The following is a 17,022-nucleotide window of genomic DNA, read 5'->3' as shown; positions in this document are numbered from 1 at the left end:
CAATAAGAGTGGTACCGCGGGAATTCTCGTCTCTGATGTTATTATACATCAGAGACTTTTTTTTGCGAGTTCTGCTTTAAATTTTCAAATTATTAATTGAACCGTAGGCGAGATAGAAATCAGACTCGTTTTTCTGGTATTTAAAGATGATTTCTGTATTAGGAGTCAGCCGTACAATAAAAGGAGGAATTTTGGATGAATAATAAAGAAATCGTTGCACAAGCTGTTTTTGAAGTGGTCAAGGATAACCTTACGTTGCCGGAAGTGGAGCGTTTGTTAGAAAATCCTAAGTCAGTGGATCATGGAGATGTTGCATTTCCAGCCTTTTCCTTGGCAAAAGTGTTCCGTAAAGCGCCACAGCAAATCGCCGCAGAGTTAGCTGAAAAAATCAATCCAGAAACATTTGAAAAAATCGAAGTTGTTGGACCCTATTTGAACTTTTTTATGAAAAAAGAAGTCATTTCAAGTATGGTCTTAAAGCAAATTGCAAAAGAAGAAAAGCATTTTGGCGACAGCAATATTGGAAATGAAGGTAATGTTACTATTGATATGTCTTCGCCAAACATTGCCAAACCAATTTCAATGGGACATTTGCGTTCAACGGTAATTGGTAATTCAATTAGTTTGATTTTGAGTAAAATTGGCTACAATCCGATTAAGATTAATCATTTGGGTGACTGGGGAACACAATTTGGTAAATTGATCGTTGCCTATAAAAAATGGGGCTCTGAGGAAAAAGTTAAGGCCGAACCGATTACTGAACTATTACGTCTATATGTAGAATTTCATGAAAAGGCTGAGGAAGAGCCTGAATTAAATGATGAAGCGAGGGCTTGGTTCAAACGCCTAGAAGAAAATGATGAAGAGGCTTTAAATTTGTGGAAATGGTTCCGCAGTGAATCATTGAAAGAATTCAGCAAAATTTATGGTATGTTAGAAATTGACTTTGATTCATACAATGGTGAGGCTTTCTACAATGACAAGATGGATGAAGTTGTAACAATGTTAGAAGAAAAGCACTTGCTGCAAACGAATGAAGGCGCTGAAATTGTTGACCTTGAAAAATATGATTTGAATCCAGCATTGATCAAAAAATCTGATGGTGCGACCCTATACATCACTCGTGATTTAGCCGCAGCACTTTATCGTAAACGGGAGTATAACTTTGTTAAATCATTGTATGTTGTAGGAAACGAACAAAGCGGACATTTCAAACAATTAAAAGCGGTCCTTAAAGAAATGGACTTTGATTGGTCAGACGAAATGGTTCATATTCCTTTTGGGTTGATTACGAAAGATGGTAAGAAATTATCTACACGTAAAGGAAAAATCGTTTTACTAGAAGAGGTTTTAAACGAAGCAAAAGAGTCTGCGTTAGCGCAAATCCAAGAGAAAAATCCTGATTTACCGAACAGAGAAGAAGTTGCTCATCAAGTTGGTGTCGGTGCGGTCATCTTCCATGATCTAAAAAATGATCGTTTGAATAACTTTGATTTCAATTTGGAAGAGGTTGTTCGCTTTGAAGGGGAAACAGGCCCATACGTTCAATATACTCACGCTCGTGCTATGAGTATCTTAGAAAAAGCTGGGTTTACAGTAGATGCAGAAACGGTTTATGCATTGAACGATTCTGATAGCTGGGAGATTATCAAATTGTTGCAAAGCTATCCGGAAGTTGTGATGCAAGCGGCAGATCAATATGAACCATCTGTTATTGCGAAACATTCAATTAGATTGGCTCAAGCGTTTAACAAGTATTACGCACATACGAAAATTTTGGTTGATGATGAACAAAAAGAGGCGCGGCTTGCGCTGGTTCACGCAGTAACAGTAATTTTAAAAGAAGATTTGCGCTTATTAGGTGTTCATGCACCAAATAAAATGTAAACAAAAAACCGGAGAAGATATTCTCCGGTTTTTTTCTAATTAAAAATGGATGTACTGGTTGGATCTTGTAAGAAGGTGGCAACTTGCGCCGCGTCTTCGGGTGCTCTCGAGATAATGATGATAGTATCAAAACTCGCCATCGTAGCAACAATTAACTCGCTTGAAAGGTCATCTAAAACAGAGGCTAGTAAGTGCGCATTATCTGGTAAGGTACTAACAATGGTCATAAACTGTACTGTGTCGACTTTCACGATTACTTCGTTAGTCATGCGGATTAGACGTTTGATATCATCATCTTCGGTAGGCGCTTGATGATCCTGAAAAAGTTCAAAGCGTGGTTTGCCGGTATCGTCAATAGTTTTGACAATTTTCAAATCACGAATATCTCGCGAAATGGTCGCTTGTGTGGCGGAAACATGAAATTGTTGTAGATAATCCATTAATTCATTTTGATTTCGGATCGGGTTTTCCGAAATAATTTGTTTAATTAGTTCGTGACGGTCCTTTTTTCGCATAAAAAATCTCCTTAATCGATAGTAATAAATTAAATTTTTAATCAAAAATTTAATTTGATCTTCATGCCATAAATCATTTTAAGGGACAATTCTAAAATTTTTTTATTGAGAGGTATGTCCTAACCGATTCTGCCAAAGACAGAACCAGCATACTAAATGATAATTATGCACTCAGTATAGCAGAAAAAGTTTTTTTAAACAGTATTCCTTGATAAATATTAATCATACATAGTATAAATAAAAAAGATTGATTTATCAAAAAGACTCTTGTATAATTACTAATTGTGTGTGGGCGACTATACACATAAAATCCACATCTTGGCTTGATTTGTAAGGCGGTGCTGCTTGTCAGTTCCTTGCAAAGAAGAGAGCAGGAGAGGAAAACAAAAAACCAATTGGAGGAAACACAAATGTCAGTATTGTCTATGAAACAATTACTAGAAGCCGGCGTACACTTTGGTCACCAAACTCGTCGCTGGAACCCAAAAATGAAGAAATACATCTTCACAGAAAGAAACGGAATCTACATCATTGACTTGCAAAAAACAGTCAAATTGGTAGATGCAGCTTACGACTATATGAAAGATGTTGCTGAAGATGGCGGCGTTGCGTTGTTCGTAGGTACTAAAAAACAAGCTCAAGATGCAATTAAAGAAGAAGCTATCCGCGCTGGTCAATATTATGTGAACCATCGTTGGTTAGGTGGAACTTTAACTAACTGGGATACAATCCAAAAACGTATTTCTCGTTTGAAACAAATCAATGCTATGGAACAAGACGGTACTTTCGAAGTATTGCCTAAAAAAGAAGTTGTTGGTTTGAACAAAGAACGTGAACGTTTAGAAAAATTCTTAGGCGGTATTGCTGATATGCCTCGCATCCCAGATGTTATGTATATTGTTGATCCTCGTAAAGAACGTATTGCTGTTCAAGAAGCTCAAAAACTTAACATCCCAATCGTTGCTATGGTTGATACAAACTGCGATCCAGATGAAATTGATGTGGTTATCCCGTCAAATGACGATGCTATTCGTGCTGTGAAATTAATCACTGCAAAAATGGCTGATGCTTTCATCGAAGGTAATCAAGGAGAAGATCAAGTAGCAGAAGCAGACTTCGTAGCTGAAGATGGCGGACAAGCAACTTCAATCGAAGAAATCGTTGATGTAGTAGAAGGTAAAAATGCTTCTACTGAATCAGCTGAATAATTTCGCAGCATATGCTGCTTCAAAGTAAATAAAATCCTTTGAAGCAGCTTTTTTAGAAAAAATAAGGAGGCCTTTAAAATGGCAGACGTAACAGCTAAAATGGTAAAAGAACTACGCGATATGACAGGCGTAGGTATGATGGATGCTAAACGAGCATTGGTAGAAGTAGAAGGCGAAATGGAAAAGGCTGTTGATCTTTTACGTGAAAAAGGTATGGCTAAAGCTGCTAAGAAAAATGACCGGATCGCTGCTGAAGGTTTAGCTTCAGTTGCAGTCAACGGAAATACTGCGGCAATCGTAGAAGTGAACTCTGAAACAGATTTCGTTTCTAAAAATGAAATGTTCCAAAACCTAGTAAAAGAGATCGCTGAATTAGTTGCCGAAAACAAACCAGCAGACATGGATGCTGCGATGCAATTAAAAACTGCTAAAGGTGAAACTTTAGAAGCTGCATTAATCGAAGCGACACAAGTTATCGGTGAAAAAATCAATTTCCGCCGTTTTGAAATTGTTGAAAAAGAAGATAACGCAGCATTTGGCGGATACCTGCACATGGGTGGACGTATTGCCGTATTAGCTTTATTAAATGGCACAACTGATGAATCAGTTGCAAAAGACGTTGCAATGCACGTTGCTGCAATCAACCCTCGTTATGTAAACGAAAGTCAAATTCCTGAATCAGAATTAGAACATGAAAAGTCAGTTCTAACTGAACAAGCATTGAATGAAGGCAAACCAGCTAATATCGTTGAAAAAATGGTTATTGGTCGTTTAAATAAATTCAAAGCAGAAATCGCTTTGGTTGATCAGCCTTTCGTCAAAGATCCTGATATGACTGTTGAAAAATATGTATCTTCTAAAGGTGCTACAGTTGCAAGCTTCGTTCGTTTCGAAGTCGGCGAAGGTATCGAAAAACGTGAAGATAACTTTGTTGAAGAAGTTATGAGCCAAATTAAAAAATAATTCTGCTTTTTAGCAGTCGGGAACGCACGAGCATGTGCGCTCCCTTTTTTTAAGCAAATTCAATTTTGACTCGCTTCAAAGACAGAGTATGATAAAATATCAATAGAGTGACAGTGGAGGTATTGTGATGAATGAACCAAAGTATAAACGTGTAGTATTGAAGCTTAGTGGGGAAGCCTTGGCAGGCGATGAAAAGTTTGGTATTAACCCGCCAGTGATCCAAGAAATTGTTGAAGAAATCAAAGAAGTACATGATTTAGGGATCGAGATGGCAATCATCGTTGGCGGTGGAAACATCTGGCGCGGACAAATCGGTGCTCAAATGGGAATGGAACGTGCACAAGCAGATTATATGGGCATGTTAGCTACTGTAATGAATGCACTAGCTTTACAGGATGCGTTGGAAAATATCGATGTGCCAACACGCGTTCAAACATCAATCGAAATGCGTCAAATCGCTGAACCATATATTCGTCGGAAAGCAGAACGCCACCTTGAAAAAGGACGTATTGTGATTTTTGCAGGTGGAACTGGGAATCCTTACTTCTCAACGGATACGACAGCGGCATTGAGAGCGGCAGAAGTGAATGCGGATGTTATTTTGATGGCGAAAAACAATGTTGATGGTGTTTATTCGGCTGATCCAAAACTTGATGAAAATGCAGTGAAGTATGAAGAACTGACTCATTTAGATGTGATTGCTAAAGGATTACAAGTCATGGATTCAACGGCAAGCTCATTGAGTATGGACAATGATATTCCACTTGTTGTCTTTAACTTGAATGAAACAGGAAATATTAAACGTGTTGTACTTGGTGAAAATATCGGGACAACTGTAAGGGGGAAATAACATGGCAGATGTAGTAATGAATGAAGCAAAAGACAAGATGAAGAAGGCCCAAGAAGCTTTACAACGTCAATTAGGTCAAATTCGTGCAGGTCGTGCGAACGCAAGCCTACTTGATCGTATCACTGTTGACTACTACGGTGTACCTACGCCGGTTAATCAAATGGCATCAATCACAATACCAGAAGCACGTGTATTAATGGTTACACCGTTTGATAAAAATATGATTGGTGACGTTGAGAAAGCAATCATGGCTAGTGATATTGGGTTGAACCCAGCGAATGATGGAAATGTAATTCGTCTTGTAATTCCTCAATTAACAGAGGAAAGACGTAAAGAATTGGCTAAAGAAGTGAAAAAAGAATCTGAAGGTGCTAAGGTTGCTGTTCGTAACATTCGACGCGATGCAATGGACGATTACAAGAAGCAACAAAAAAATGGCGATTTGACAGAAGATGATTTACGCGATCTTGAAAAAGATATTCAAGCGTTAACAGATGATAATATCAAAGCCCTTGATCAAATTGTTGCTGAAAAAGAAAAAGAATTACTAGAAGTTTAATTTACTACTCAAGCCTGAAGAGTATTCTTCGGGCTTTTTTCTTTTTTTCTCAACCTGATAGAAGAAGCGTATATTATAAAGAATTCCAACAAATACTTAATTTTTACACAGCTCTTAAATCATGGATGTTTCGATAAGGTTGTCTGGATAATAAGGTCATGACTAAGAGTTTACGGCATAAAGAGAGAGTTTTCTGAAAAAATAATCGATTAAAAAAAATTGAAAAAGCCTAAAGGTCTTTAATTTTCGTAGGAATAACTGCATTTTATTGTTATAATGGCAGATGACTTTTCAAAAGTATTTTCATTTTGTATTTTAATAGAGGAGGGAAAACATGGTATTGCGATTTTTTCCACAAAAACAAAAATATACACCGGAAGAAACGTCCTTCGTTTTTGATCCTGAAGGTGCTGTCCCAAAACATATTGCAATCATTATGGATGGTAATGGACGGTGGGCACAGAATCGCCGCCTGCCAAGAATAGCAGGCCATAAAGAGGGCATGGAAACGGTCAAAAAGATTACGAAACATGCGAATCGTTTAGGCGTAAAGGTACTAACCTTGTATGCATTCTCGACAGAAAATTGGAAGCGTCCGGAAGAAGAAGTGAACTTTTTGATGCAATTGCCGGTGGATTTTTTTGACACCTTTGTTCCGGAATTAATTGAGGAAAATGTACAGGTTCATGTAATGGGATACGAAGAATATTTGCCTACTCATACGCAGGATGCAGTGAAACGTGCAATCGAGCAAACAGCGCAAAATGACGGCTTAGTTTTAAATTTTGCTTTGAACTACGGCAGCCGTGCTGAGATCATTACGGCGATCCAACAAATGGCTGAGGAAGTTAAGAATGACGAATTGGCTGTCGAAGGAATTACGGATGATGTTGTAGGGGAGCATTTAATGACGGGATTTTTACCAAAGGAATTACGCGACCCCGAATTAGTTGTTCGCACAAGCGGAGAAGAGCGTATCAGCAATTTCTTGCTATGGCAGCTAGCATATAGCGAATTATATTTTACTAAAGCATTGTGGCCTGACTTTGACGGTGAACATTTGGAAACGGCGATCGCTTCTTTCCAACAGCGGAACAGGCGCTTTGGCGGCTTGAAAAAGGAGGATAAAAAATGAGACAGCGAGTCATTACTGCGGTCGTCGCATTAGTGATCTTTATTCCAATTTTGTATATTGGCGGGATTGCGGTAGAATTAGCGGCGGCCGTTTTAGCGGGAATTGGTGTATATGAATTATTCCGTATGAAGGGACTTGCAATTCTGAGTTTTGAGGGTGTATTGTCAATCATAGGAGCAGTATTTTTGGTTTTACCTGCAGAAAGATGGATGCCCTTCTTAAGCGGGAATAACAGTAATTTTCTATTATTTTATTTAACAGTAATGATTATTCTAGGATTTTCTGTTATTTCAAAAAATACGTATACTATAGACGAGGCTGGTTTTCCGGTTGTGGCGAGTCTTTATGTTGGTGTTGGTTTTCAAAATTTAGTAACTGCACGAGCTGACGGTCTAGCAATATTGCTTTTTGCTTTCTTTATCGTTTGGGCGACAGATATCGGAGCTTACATGGTTGGCCGGAAAATCGGCAAACACAAGTTATGGCCAGATATCTCACCGAATAAGACTATCGAAGGGGCGATTGGCGGAATCGTCAGTTCAGTGGTTGTTGCGGTAGTATTTTTCTTAGTCCAACCGCAAGTTTTTCAGCACAATTTAGTGACGATGATTATTTTTACAATTATTTTCTCGATTGTTGGTCAATTTGGCGATTTGGTTGAATCTGCGATTAAGCGTCATTATGGTGTAAAGGATTCTGGCAATATCTTACCAGGACATGGAGGTATCTTGGATCGCTTTGACAGTATGCTGTTCGTCTTTCCAATGATGCACCTATTAGGAGTGTTTTAAAAAGAGCGGAATCGCTCTTTTTTTGTAAGTTGAACGAGTGCCTTTATTAATTAGGTTCTGATAGCTAAAAAGTAATCTAATCAGCAATTAACAAAAGTTGAAAAGAGAGATTTGAAGTTATTCGGAGCTTTTTTTAAATTTTCTATGAAAAGAACGAGAAAAGGATATATTTTTTTGATACTGTGATAAACTAACTCTAAGAATTAGTGAAGGTAGGGAAATTATGCGTACGATTATTACGTTTTTAATCGTTTTTGGTGTCCTTGTTATTGTTCATGAGTTCGGACATTTTTTCTTTGCAAAACGTTCAGGAATTTTAGTTCGAGAATTTTCAATCGGCATGGGGCCAAAACTTATTGCTCATATGGGAAAAGATGGTACGACCTATACATTACGCTTATTGCCAATCGGCGGGTATGTTCGAATGGCTGGTTTAGAGGATGAAGAGACTGAACTTAGTCCAGGATTGCCATTATCGGTTGAATTGACTTCTGATGATGAAGTACGGCGAATCAATGTAAGTAAAAAAATTCAATTGCCTAATAGTATACCGATGGAGTTGATCTCTGCTGATCTAGTCGACGATTTGATTATCAGAGGATACGTAAATGGTGATGAGAGTCAGGAAATCACTTACAAGGTAAAACATGACGCTACAGTGATTGAGGAGAATGGCACGGAAGTTCGAATTGCGCCACGGGATGTGCAATTTCAGTCTGCGAAGTTAGGCTCACGCATTTTAACCAACTTTGCCGGTCCGATGAACAACTTTATTTTGACAGTCATATTATTTATTGCACTGGCCTTTTTACAGGGTGGAGTTGCGGATTACAATACGAATCAAATTGGAACGGTTCAGGCAGACAGTCCGGCTGCTGCTGCTGGGCTAAAGGATCATGATGCGATTCTTTCAGTTGATGGTAAAAAAATCTCTTCCTGGGATGACTTAACGAGTACAGTTACGAAAAAACCAGGTGAAGATTTAAAAATGGTCATCGAACAAAACGGAAAAGAGAAAACGGTCCAATTGACCCCGAAAAGTGTCAAGAGCAATGGTGAAAAGGTTGGGCAAATTGGTGTAACCCCGTACATGAAGACTGGTTTTGGTGATAAGATCGTTGGGGGAGTAACTCAATCATGGGATATGGTTAAAAGAATTTTTGGTGCCTTAGGTTCCCTTTTCACTGGATTTAGTCTAGATAAGCTTGGTGGACCTGTTATGATGTATCAAATGTCTGCGGAAGCATCGCGTGCAGGAATCAAGACAGTCATTTATTTGATGGCACTCTTATCAGTTAACTTAGGCATCGTCAATTTACTACCGATTCCAGCATTTGATGGCGGAAAAATTTTATTGAATCTGATTGAAGGGATTCGTGGGAAACCGTTAGACCCAGATAAAGAGGGTATGATTACCATGATTGGTTTTGGGTTTATCATGCTTCTGATGATTTTAGTCACATGGAACGATATTCAACGCTTCTTTTTTTAAATGAAAGGATCGAAATTTTTTCGATCCTTTTTCTAATGCAATCATAAAAAAAAACAGGTATACTGGAACATACTTGAAAAAGTGAAGGAGATGTCATTTTGTCTAAAAATCGTGAGCTATTCGAAAATTTATTACGACAAATTGAATTGCCCGAGACAGAGCAACAGCATTTAATGATTCAAACTTCTGAGATTAAAGAAGTTGTTGTTCATGAAAAATCTCGTGTATGGGAATTTTTTATTCAAACCCCTAAAATTTTACCAGCAAATTTGTTTAACTCATTTCATCAAAAGTTGCAACTTGCCTTTCAATCGATTGCAAAGGTGAAACTACATATCATACCAGAAGACGGTCAATTTGAAGAAGAACTATTGCAGAACTATTGGCAGTTGGCCTTGAATGAACAAGACTGTGATACGCCATTAGTGAAACAAGTATTAAGCAAGACTTTACCGTTAATTCAAGGAAAACGGATTGTCCTATTGATTGATAATGAGACAGTCATTCCATTTTTGAGGCAACAATATTTACCCTTAATAGAAGAAAACTTAGTTTCTTATGGTTTCCCGCATCTGCGAATTGATCCTGAAGTTGATAAGGAACAAGCTGATAAAAAGCTGCAAGAGTTCGAAGTTCGAAAACAAGAACAGGCTCAAGCGATGCAGGAGCAAGCTGCGGCTAGCTTAGCTCAATACGAATCAAAGAAAAAAGAGAAGAAGGAAAGTGCTGGTCATTTCGATGGACCAGTTCAAATGGGCCGCAATATACCTGCGGATGAAGCAATTACACCGATGGGAAATATTATCGAAGAAGAACGCAGGATCACGATCGAAGGGTTTATCTTTGATAAAGAAGTACGTGAACTGCGATCAAAACGTAAAATCCTGATTATTAAAATGACGGATTACACTTCATCTTTTGTAGTAAAGAAATTTTCTAATGGTGAAAAAGATGAGCAAATATTTGATGCGATCGCCAATAATAGTTGGATTCGTGTACGCGGAAGTGTACAAGAAGATACCTTCATGCGAGATCTGGTTATGAATGCACAGGACATTCAAGAAGTGAAGCATCCGGAACGGCAAGATACGGCGAAAGAAAAACGGTCCGAATTACATTTGCACACCAATATGAGTACTATGGATGCTATCAGCAGTGCTAGTGATTTAGTGGCTCAAGCAGGTAAATGGGGACACAAAGCGATTGCGATTACAGATCATGGCGGTGCGCAGTCATTCCCTGATGCTCATGCGGCAGGGAAAAAAGCCGGCGTCAAAATTTTATATGGAGTTGAAGCGAATGTTGTTTCTGATGGTGTACCTATCGCTTACAACAGTGCTCATGAATCTCTAACTGATTCGACATATGTTGTTTTTGACGTGGAGACCACTGGGCTGTCAGCGGTTTATGATACAATCATTGAATTGGCCGCGGTCAAGATGCACAAAGGAAATGTCATCGATACTTTTGAAGAATTTATTGATCCGGGACATCCTTTATCTGAGACGACCATTAATTTAACTGGTATTACTGATGAAATGGTTCGAGGATCAAAACCTGAAAAAGAAGTCATGGAATTATTTGAAAAATTTTGTGAAGACACAATTTTAGTCGCTCATAATGCGACTTTTGATATCGGGTTTATCAACACTACGTATGTCCGTCATGGTATGCCGGAAACACCTAACCCGGTAATTGATACACTGGAATTGGCACGTTTCTTATATCCAGAGTATAAGCGTTTTGGACTAGGAGTCTTGACGAAAAAGTTTGGTATCAATTTGGAACAACATCACCGAGCAGTTTATGATGCGGAAGCTACGGGACATCTCGCGTGGATTTTTGTTAAGGAAGCAATTGAGAAACACGACATGAACTATCACGATCAACTAAATGATCACGTGGGTGAAGGAGATTCATATAAACGTGCACGACCATTTCATGTCACAATTTTAGCGAAGAATCAGGATGGTCTAAAAGATTTATTCAAACTGATTTCGATGTCGAATATCGAATATTTCGAACGTGTGCCGAGGATTCCCCGCTCACAACTAAATAAATTGCGTGAAAACCTTTTGGTCGGTTCTGCTTGCTCACAAGGTGAGATCTTTGAAGCAATGATGCAAAAAGGGGTCGAAGAGGCGAAAAATCGTGCAGCCTTTTATGATTATATTGAAGTCATGCCCAAAGCTGTTTATGCCCCCTTGATCGAACAAGAGCTAGTAAAAAATGAATCGGATTTAGAAGATATCCTGCGAAACCTGATTCAGATTGGAAAAGATCTGGATAAAACAGTGGTCGCTACTGGAGATGTGCATTACCTGAACAAGGAGGATGCTATTTATCGGAAGATTCTAGTTAGTTCAATGGGAGGAGCCAACCCATTAAATCGCCATAGCTTACCTGATGTTCATTTCCGGACAACGGATGAAATGTTGCAGGCCTTTAGTTTCTTAGGTCCTGAGTTGGCAAAAGAAATTGTTGTGTATGGACCAGACAAGATTGTCGAAACTTGTGAAGAAATCATTCCAGTCAAGGATGCTTTATACACACCTAAAATTCCAGGTTCGGAAGAAGAAATCAAAGACTTAAGTTATAACCGTGCACGTGAATTATATGGGGATCCATTACCAGATATTATCGAAAAACGCTTGGAAAAAGAATTAACCTCGATTATCGGTAACGGATTTTCGGTTATCTATTTGATCTCACAAAAGCTAGTGCATAAAAGTAATGCCGATGGCTATTTAGTGGGTTCTCGTGGTTCAGTTGGCTCAAGTTTTGTGGCAACGATGACTGGGATTACCGAAGTAAATCCATTGCCGCCGCATTATTATTGCCCTGAGTGTCAATATTCGGAGTTCTTTGAAGATGGTTCCTATGGTTCTGGTTTTGATATGCCGGAAAAAGCTTGTCCTAAATGTGGTGCACGTCTGAATAAAGATGGACACGATATTCCATTTGAAACGTTCTTAGGGTTCCATGGAGACAAGGTCCCCGATATCGATTTGAATTTCTCCGGTGATTATCAAGCGGAGGCCCATAATTATACGAAAGTTCTATTTGGTGAAGATTACGTTTATCGTGCTGGAACGATTGGTACGGTTGCTGATAAGACAGCGTATGGATTTGTAAAGGGTTATGAGCGAGATCATAATCTGCATTTCCGCAATGCTGAAATTGACCGTTTGGCAAAAGGTGCGACGGGTGTGAAACGAACAACCGGACAGCATCCGGGTGGGATTATCGTTATTCCAGACTATATGGATGTATATGATTTTACACCGATCCAATACCCAGCTGATGATCAAAATTCTGAATGGAAAACAACTCACTTTGATTTCCACTCAATCCATGACAATGTGCTGAAACTAGATATTCTTGGACACGATGATCCGACCGTAATTCGTATGCTGCAAGAATTATCGGGGGTCGACCCAAAAACAATACCTACAGATGATCCAGAAGTAATGAAAATTTTTGCCGGTCCGCAGGTTCTTGGTGTTGAGGCTGACCAAATTTATTCTAAAACCGGTACATTAGGAATTCCTGAGTTTGGTACACGTTTTGTTCGTGGTATGTTGGAAGAAACGGGCCCAACGACTTTTGCCGAATTATTGCAAATTTCTGGTTTGTCTCATGGTACGGATGTGTGGTTAGGAAATGCTGAAGAATTAATCAGTCGTGGCGAAGCAAACCTAGCTGAAGTTATCGGTTGTCGGGATGACATCATGGTTTACTTGATTCATGCGGGGCTCGATAGTGGTATGGCTTTTAAAATTATGGAGACGGTTCGTAAAGGGCAGTGGAATAAAATAGATGATGAATTGCGCGAAACCTATTTATCAGCTATGAAGGAAAATAATGTACCAGATTGGTATATCGATTCTTGTTCAAAAATCAAGTATATGTTCCCGAAAGCCCATGCGGCAGCGTATGTGTTGATGGCGTTACGGGTAGCTTACTTTAAAGTTTATTTCCCAATCCTGTATTACTGTGCCTATTTCTCTGTTCGGGCGGATGATTTTGATTTAGTCGCAATGGCAAAAGGAAAAGATGCAGTAAAAGCTGCAATGAAAGCCATCACTGACAAAGGAATGGATGCTTCAACGAAAGAAAAAAATCAATTGACCGTCTTAGAATTATGTAATGAAATGTTGGAACGTGATTTCCATTTTGGAATGATCGACTTGTACAAATCGGATGCACAAGATTTTGTAATTGATGGTGATACTTTGATTGCGCCATTCCGTGCCGTTCCAGGACTTGGACTGAACGTAGCAAAACAAATTGTTGAAGCAAGAAAAAATGGCATTTTCTTATCAAAAGAAGATTTGGCTTCACGCGGAAAAGTTTCGAAGACATTGATCGAGTATATGGATACTCATGGTGTCTTGAAAGACTTGCCAGATGAAAATCAACTTTCATTATTTGATATGTAAAGAAAATGATAAATTCAGCTTTAAAATGAAAGAGAATTCCACCATGAAAATACCAAGGTTGAATTTTCAGTAGAATTGTGCTACTATAACAAAGTAATCAAAGACTGATGGTGAGTGAGCGGATTTTTCGCTCACTCTTTTTAATGGAATAAAGGAGGCCGACAGTTTGAGCAGTGTAGTCGAAACAGTGACTGACTTAGTAACACCAATTTTAGATGAACAAAATTTTGATTTAGTCGAAGTTGAATTTGTCAAAGAGGGAAAAAGCTGGTTTTTAAGAGTATATATTGATAAAGATGGCGGCATTGATATTGAAGAATGTGCGTTCGTTAGCGAAAAACTTAGCGATAAATTGGATTCGATTGATCCAGATCCGATTCCACAGGCGTATTTTCTTGAGGTTTCTTCACCTGGAGCCGAACGCCCATTGAAAAAGGAAGAAGATTACCAAAAAGCGATGAATCAATACATCAATATTTCTTTATACCAGAATGTCGATGGTGAAAAACAATACCAAGGCTTTTTAAAAGAAGTAACGGAAAATGAGTTGACATTGACTGTAAAAATCAAAACACGCACTAAAGATATAGTCTTTGATCGGAAAAATATCGCGAAGGCACGCTTTGCGATCGAGTTTTAATTTATTGCTCACCCTTATTTAGAAAATGTTTTTTTAGTACGAGCTAGGAGGAAAGTCAAAATGAGTAAAGAAATGCTGAATGCGCTGGATACTCTAGAAGCAGAAAAAGGTGTTTCGAAAGAAATCGTGATTGATGCGTTGGAGGCTGCTTTGGTCTCTGCCTATAAGCGTCATTATGGTCAATCACAAAATGTTGAAGTTGAATTCAACGAAAAGAAAGGTGACATTCATGTCTATGCTGTCAAAGAAGTGACAGAAGAGGTAATGGATTCACAATTAGAAGTTTCTTTAAAAGATGCAATGAAAATCAATCCAGCGTATGAAATCGGCGATACAATTCGTTTCGAAGTTACGCCAAAAGATTTCGGCCGAATCGCAGCTCAAACAGCGAAGCAAGTTATCTTGCAGCGTGTACGCGAAGCAGAACGCAGCATCATCTATAATGAATATAGTGCCTATGAAAAAGATATTATGCAAGGTGTAGTCGAACGTCAAGACAATCGTTATATCTATGTCAACCTAGGCAAAATTGAAGCAGTTCTTTCTAAACAAGATCAAATACCCAACGAACATTATAAACCACATGATCGTATTAAGGTTTATGTATCTCGCGTAGAGAATACGTCAAAAGGACCTCAAGTTTTCGTAAGCCGCAGTCATCCAGATTTATTACGCCGCTTATTTGAACAAGAAATTCCTGAAGTTTATGATGGTATTGTCGAAATCGTAAGTATCGCTCGCGAAGCTGGAGATCGTGCAAAAGTAGCGGTTCGTTCAACTGACCCTAATATTGATCCAGTGGGGACATGTGTCGGACCTAAAGGACAACGTGTCCAAGCCATCGTTAATGAACTAAAAGGCGAAAATATGGACATTGTTGAATGGAATGAAGATCCAGCAGTATTCATCGCGAACTCTTTAAATCCAGCTCAAGTTGAAGATGTTATCTTCGATATTGATAATCCAAAAGTTTGTACCGTAGTTGTACCTGATTACCAATTGTCATTAGCTATCGGTAAGCGCGGACAAAACGCTCGTCTTGCGGCTAAATTAACGACCCACAAGATCGATATCAAATCTGAATCGGATATGGAAGAGTTCTATGCAAATTATGATGAAACAGAAGTTGAAGAGATCGATCCAGCAGCAGACGAAGAAGTGGAAGAAACAACTGTAGAAATGACAGAGGATGTTGAAAATAACACTTCTGAACAAAATGAAGAATAAGCAAATGGGAGGACAGCAAATGAAAAAAAGAAAAGTTCCTTTGCGTAAATCGGTTGTTTCCGGTGAAATGTTCCCAAAAAAAGAATTGATTCGCATCGCTAAGTCAAAAGAAGGAGAAGTTTCGATTGATCCTTCAGGAAAAAAACCAGGACGCGGAGCATATGTTGCGTTAGAACCTGCTGAAGTTGAAGAAGCATGGAAAAAACGTATTCTAGACCGCACGCTGGGTACTGATTTAAGTGATGATTTTTATCAAGAACTACTTGATTATGTGAAGCACCAAAAAGCCAGAAAAGAGCTCTTTGGCAATGAATAAACAGAAGGCCTTGAACATGTTAGGCCTTGCAATGCGTGCAGGCAAACTGATCACAGGGGAAGAAATGACGATCAACGAGATTCGCAGAAATAAGGTGAAACTCGTGATTGTTACTACTGATGCGAGTGAAAACACTCAAAAAAAGGTATCAGACAAAAGCAAATATTATCAAGCGACATGTTTTGTCGAATTTACTCAAGGAGAAATTTTAGGTGCAATTGGTAAACCGCGAAAAGTTATCGGGGTTTTAGACCAAGGGTTCGCCAACAAAATTATGACGTTAATAACAGGTTAGGAAGGTGATTGCATGGGAAAAAAAAGAGTATACGAATTTGCCAAAGAAGTGGATCAATCAAGTAAGGATGTTGTAGAGAAAGCACATACTTTAGGTATTGATGTAAAAAATCATATGGGTTCATTATCTGGGGATGACGAATCAAAATTGAAACAAGCTTTTTCGAGCAAGCCTGAACAAACTACTCAAGCAAAACCATCAGCTAACCAGCACGAAAAACCAAAATTCCATGGAAAGAGCTCGAAGAACAACCCAAATTTCCAGAATAGAAAAGGAAATAAAGACTTGACACAAAATAATAGACAGAATAACTCAGCGAACGCAAACCGTTCAAACCAAGGACAACGTCCAACTCAAAGCAATACGAATAATACGCAAAACCAAGGCCAACGACCAGCGCAAAGCAATACAAATAATGCGCAACGCCAAAATCAAGGTCAACGACCAGCGCAAAGCATTACAAACAATGCGCAGCGTCAAAACCAAGGGCAACGACCAACACAAAGCAATACAAATAATGCACAACGTCAAAACCAAGGCCAACGACCAAATACACAAGGCAATACGAATAATGCGCAACGTCAAAATCAAGGCCAACGTCCGAATACACAAGGCAATGCGAATAATGCACAACGCCAAAACCAAGGCCAACGACCAAATACACAAGGCAATGCGAATAATGCGCAACGTCAAAATCAAGGC

The 17,022-nt window shown here is 38.8% G+C and carries 15 protein-coding genes; 14 read left to right on the top strand and 1 reads right to left on the bottom strand.

Annotated features, from left to right (window positions below; all coding sequences use genetic code 11):
• Positions 1–195: 195 nt before the first annotated feature.
• Positions 196–1,887: an arginine--tRNA ligase gene (argS, locus tag PGP85_RS13550; RefSeq protein ID WP_270328007.1), complete on the top strand. Its 1,692-nt coding sequence runs from the start codon at positions 196–198 to the stop codon at positions 1,885–1,887.
• Between the two features lie 35 nt (positions 1,888–1,922).
• On the opposite strand, the gene PGP85_RS13545 is transcribed toward argS, so the two are convergent.
• Complete coding sequence (locus PGP85_RS13545; RefSeq protein ID WP_178982072.1) at positions 1,923–2,402, bottom strand: arginine repressor; 480 nt, start codon at positions 2,400–2,402, stop codon at positions 1,923–1,925.
• Positions 2,403–2,812: 410 nt separating this feature from the next.
• On the opposite strand from PGP85_RS13545, the gene rpsB reads away from it, so the two are divergent.
• The 13 genes from rpsB to PGP85_RS13480 all read left to right on the top strand — a co-directional run.
• Entirely contained in the window at positions 2,813–3,610 is a 798-nt protein-coding gene (gene rpsB, locus PGP85_RS13540) for a 30S ribosomal protein S2 (protein ID WP_010740340.1), read from the top strand.
• Positions 3,611–3,688: 78 nt separating this feature from the next.
• Complete coding sequence (gene tsf / locus PGP85_RS13535) at positions 3,689–4,573, top strand: translation elongation factor Ts (RefSeq protein WP_010740339.1); 885 nt, start codon at positions 3,689–3,691, stop codon at positions 4,571–4,573.
• 127 nt (positions 4,574–4,700) lie between these two features.
• Entirely contained in the window at positions 4,701–5,423 is a 723-nt protein-coding gene (gene pyrH / locus PGP85_RS13530) for a UMP kinase (protein WP_010740338.1), read from the top strand.
• Between the two features lies 1 nt (position 5,424).
• The gene (gene frr / locus PGP85_RS13525; protein WP_010740337.1) at positions 5,425–5,982 is read left to right on the top strand and encodes a ribosome recycling factor; all 558 of its coding nucleotides are present in this window, start codon (positions 5,425–5,427) and stop codon (positions 5,980–5,982) included.
• A 334-nt stretch (positions 5,983–6,316) separates the two neighbouring features.
• Positions 6,317–7,117 carry an isoprenyl transferase gene (locus PGP85_RS13520; RefSeq protein ID WP_010740336.1) on the top strand — a complete coding sequence of 267 codons (801 nt, stop codon included), beginning with the start codon at positions 6,317–6,319 and terminating at the stop codon, positions 7,115–7,117.
• On the top strand, positions 7,114–7,908 hold the full coding sequence (locus PGP85_RS13515; RefSeq protein ID WP_270328000.1) for a phosphatidate cytidylyltransferase: 795 nt from the start codon (positions 7,114–7,116) through the stop codon (positions 7,906–7,908). Before PGP85_RS13520 ends, PGP85_RS13515 begins: the two co-directional genes overlap by 4 nt.
• A 223-nt stretch (positions 7,909–8,131) precedes the next feature.
• A complete protein-coding gene (gene rseP / locus PGP85_RS13510; protein WP_090402220.1) occupies positions 8,132–9,400 on the top strand; it encodes an RIP metalloprotease RseP in 1,269 nt (422 codons plus the stop codon).
• A 98-nt stretch (positions 9,401–9,498) separates the two neighbouring features.
• Positions 9,499–13,842 (top strand): PolC-type DNA polymerase III, encoded by a 4,344-nt coding sequence (locus PGP85_RS13505; protein WP_010740333.1) that lies wholly within the window; start codon positions 9,499–9,501, stop codon positions 13,840–13,842.
• A 166-nt stretch (positions 13,843–14,008) separates the two neighbouring features.
• The gene (gene rimP, locus PGP85_RS13500) at positions 14,009–14,482 is read left to right on the top strand and encodes a ribosome maturation factor RimP (protein ID WP_270327996.1); all 474 of its coding nucleotides are present in this window, start codon (positions 14,009–14,011) and stop codon (positions 14,480–14,482) included.
• Between the two features lie 60 nt (positions 14,483–14,542).
• On the top strand, positions 14,543–15,709 hold the full coding sequence (nusA, locus tag PGP85_RS13495) for a transcription termination factor NusA (protein ID WP_270327993.1): 1,167 nt from the start codon (positions 14,543–14,545) through the stop codon (positions 15,707–15,709).
• A gap of 19 nt (positions 15,710–15,728) precedes the next feature.
• Positions 15,729–16,025, top strand: coding sequence for an RNase P modulator RnpM (gene rnpM / locus PGP85_RS13490; protein ID WP_010740330.1), 297 nt, complete (start codon positions 15,729–15,731; stop codon positions 16,023–16,025).
• The gene (locus tag PGP85_RS13485) at positions 16,018–16,320 is read left to right on the top strand and encodes a L7Ae/L30e/S12e/Gadd45 family ribosomal protein (protein WP_034709432.1); all 303 of its coding nucleotides are present in this window, start codon (positions 16,018–16,020) and stop codon (positions 16,318–16,320) included. Before rnpM ends, PGP85_RS13485 begins: the two co-directional genes overlap by 8 nt.
• Before the next feature lie 12 nt (positions 16,321–16,332).
• On the top strand, positions 16,333–17,022 hold a 690-nt coding region (locus tag PGP85_RS13480; RefSeq protein ID WP_270327990.1), incomplete at its 3' end, for a translation initiation factor IF-2 N-terminal domain-containing protein.

Origin of the sequence: Enterococcus malodoratus (assembly GCF_027659535.1) — a bacterium.
Lineage (GTDB): Bacteria > Bacillota > Bacilli > Lactobacillales > Enterococcaceae > Enterococcus_A > Enterococcus_A malodoratus.
This window is presented reverse-complemented; position numbering and strand designations above follow the sequence as displayed.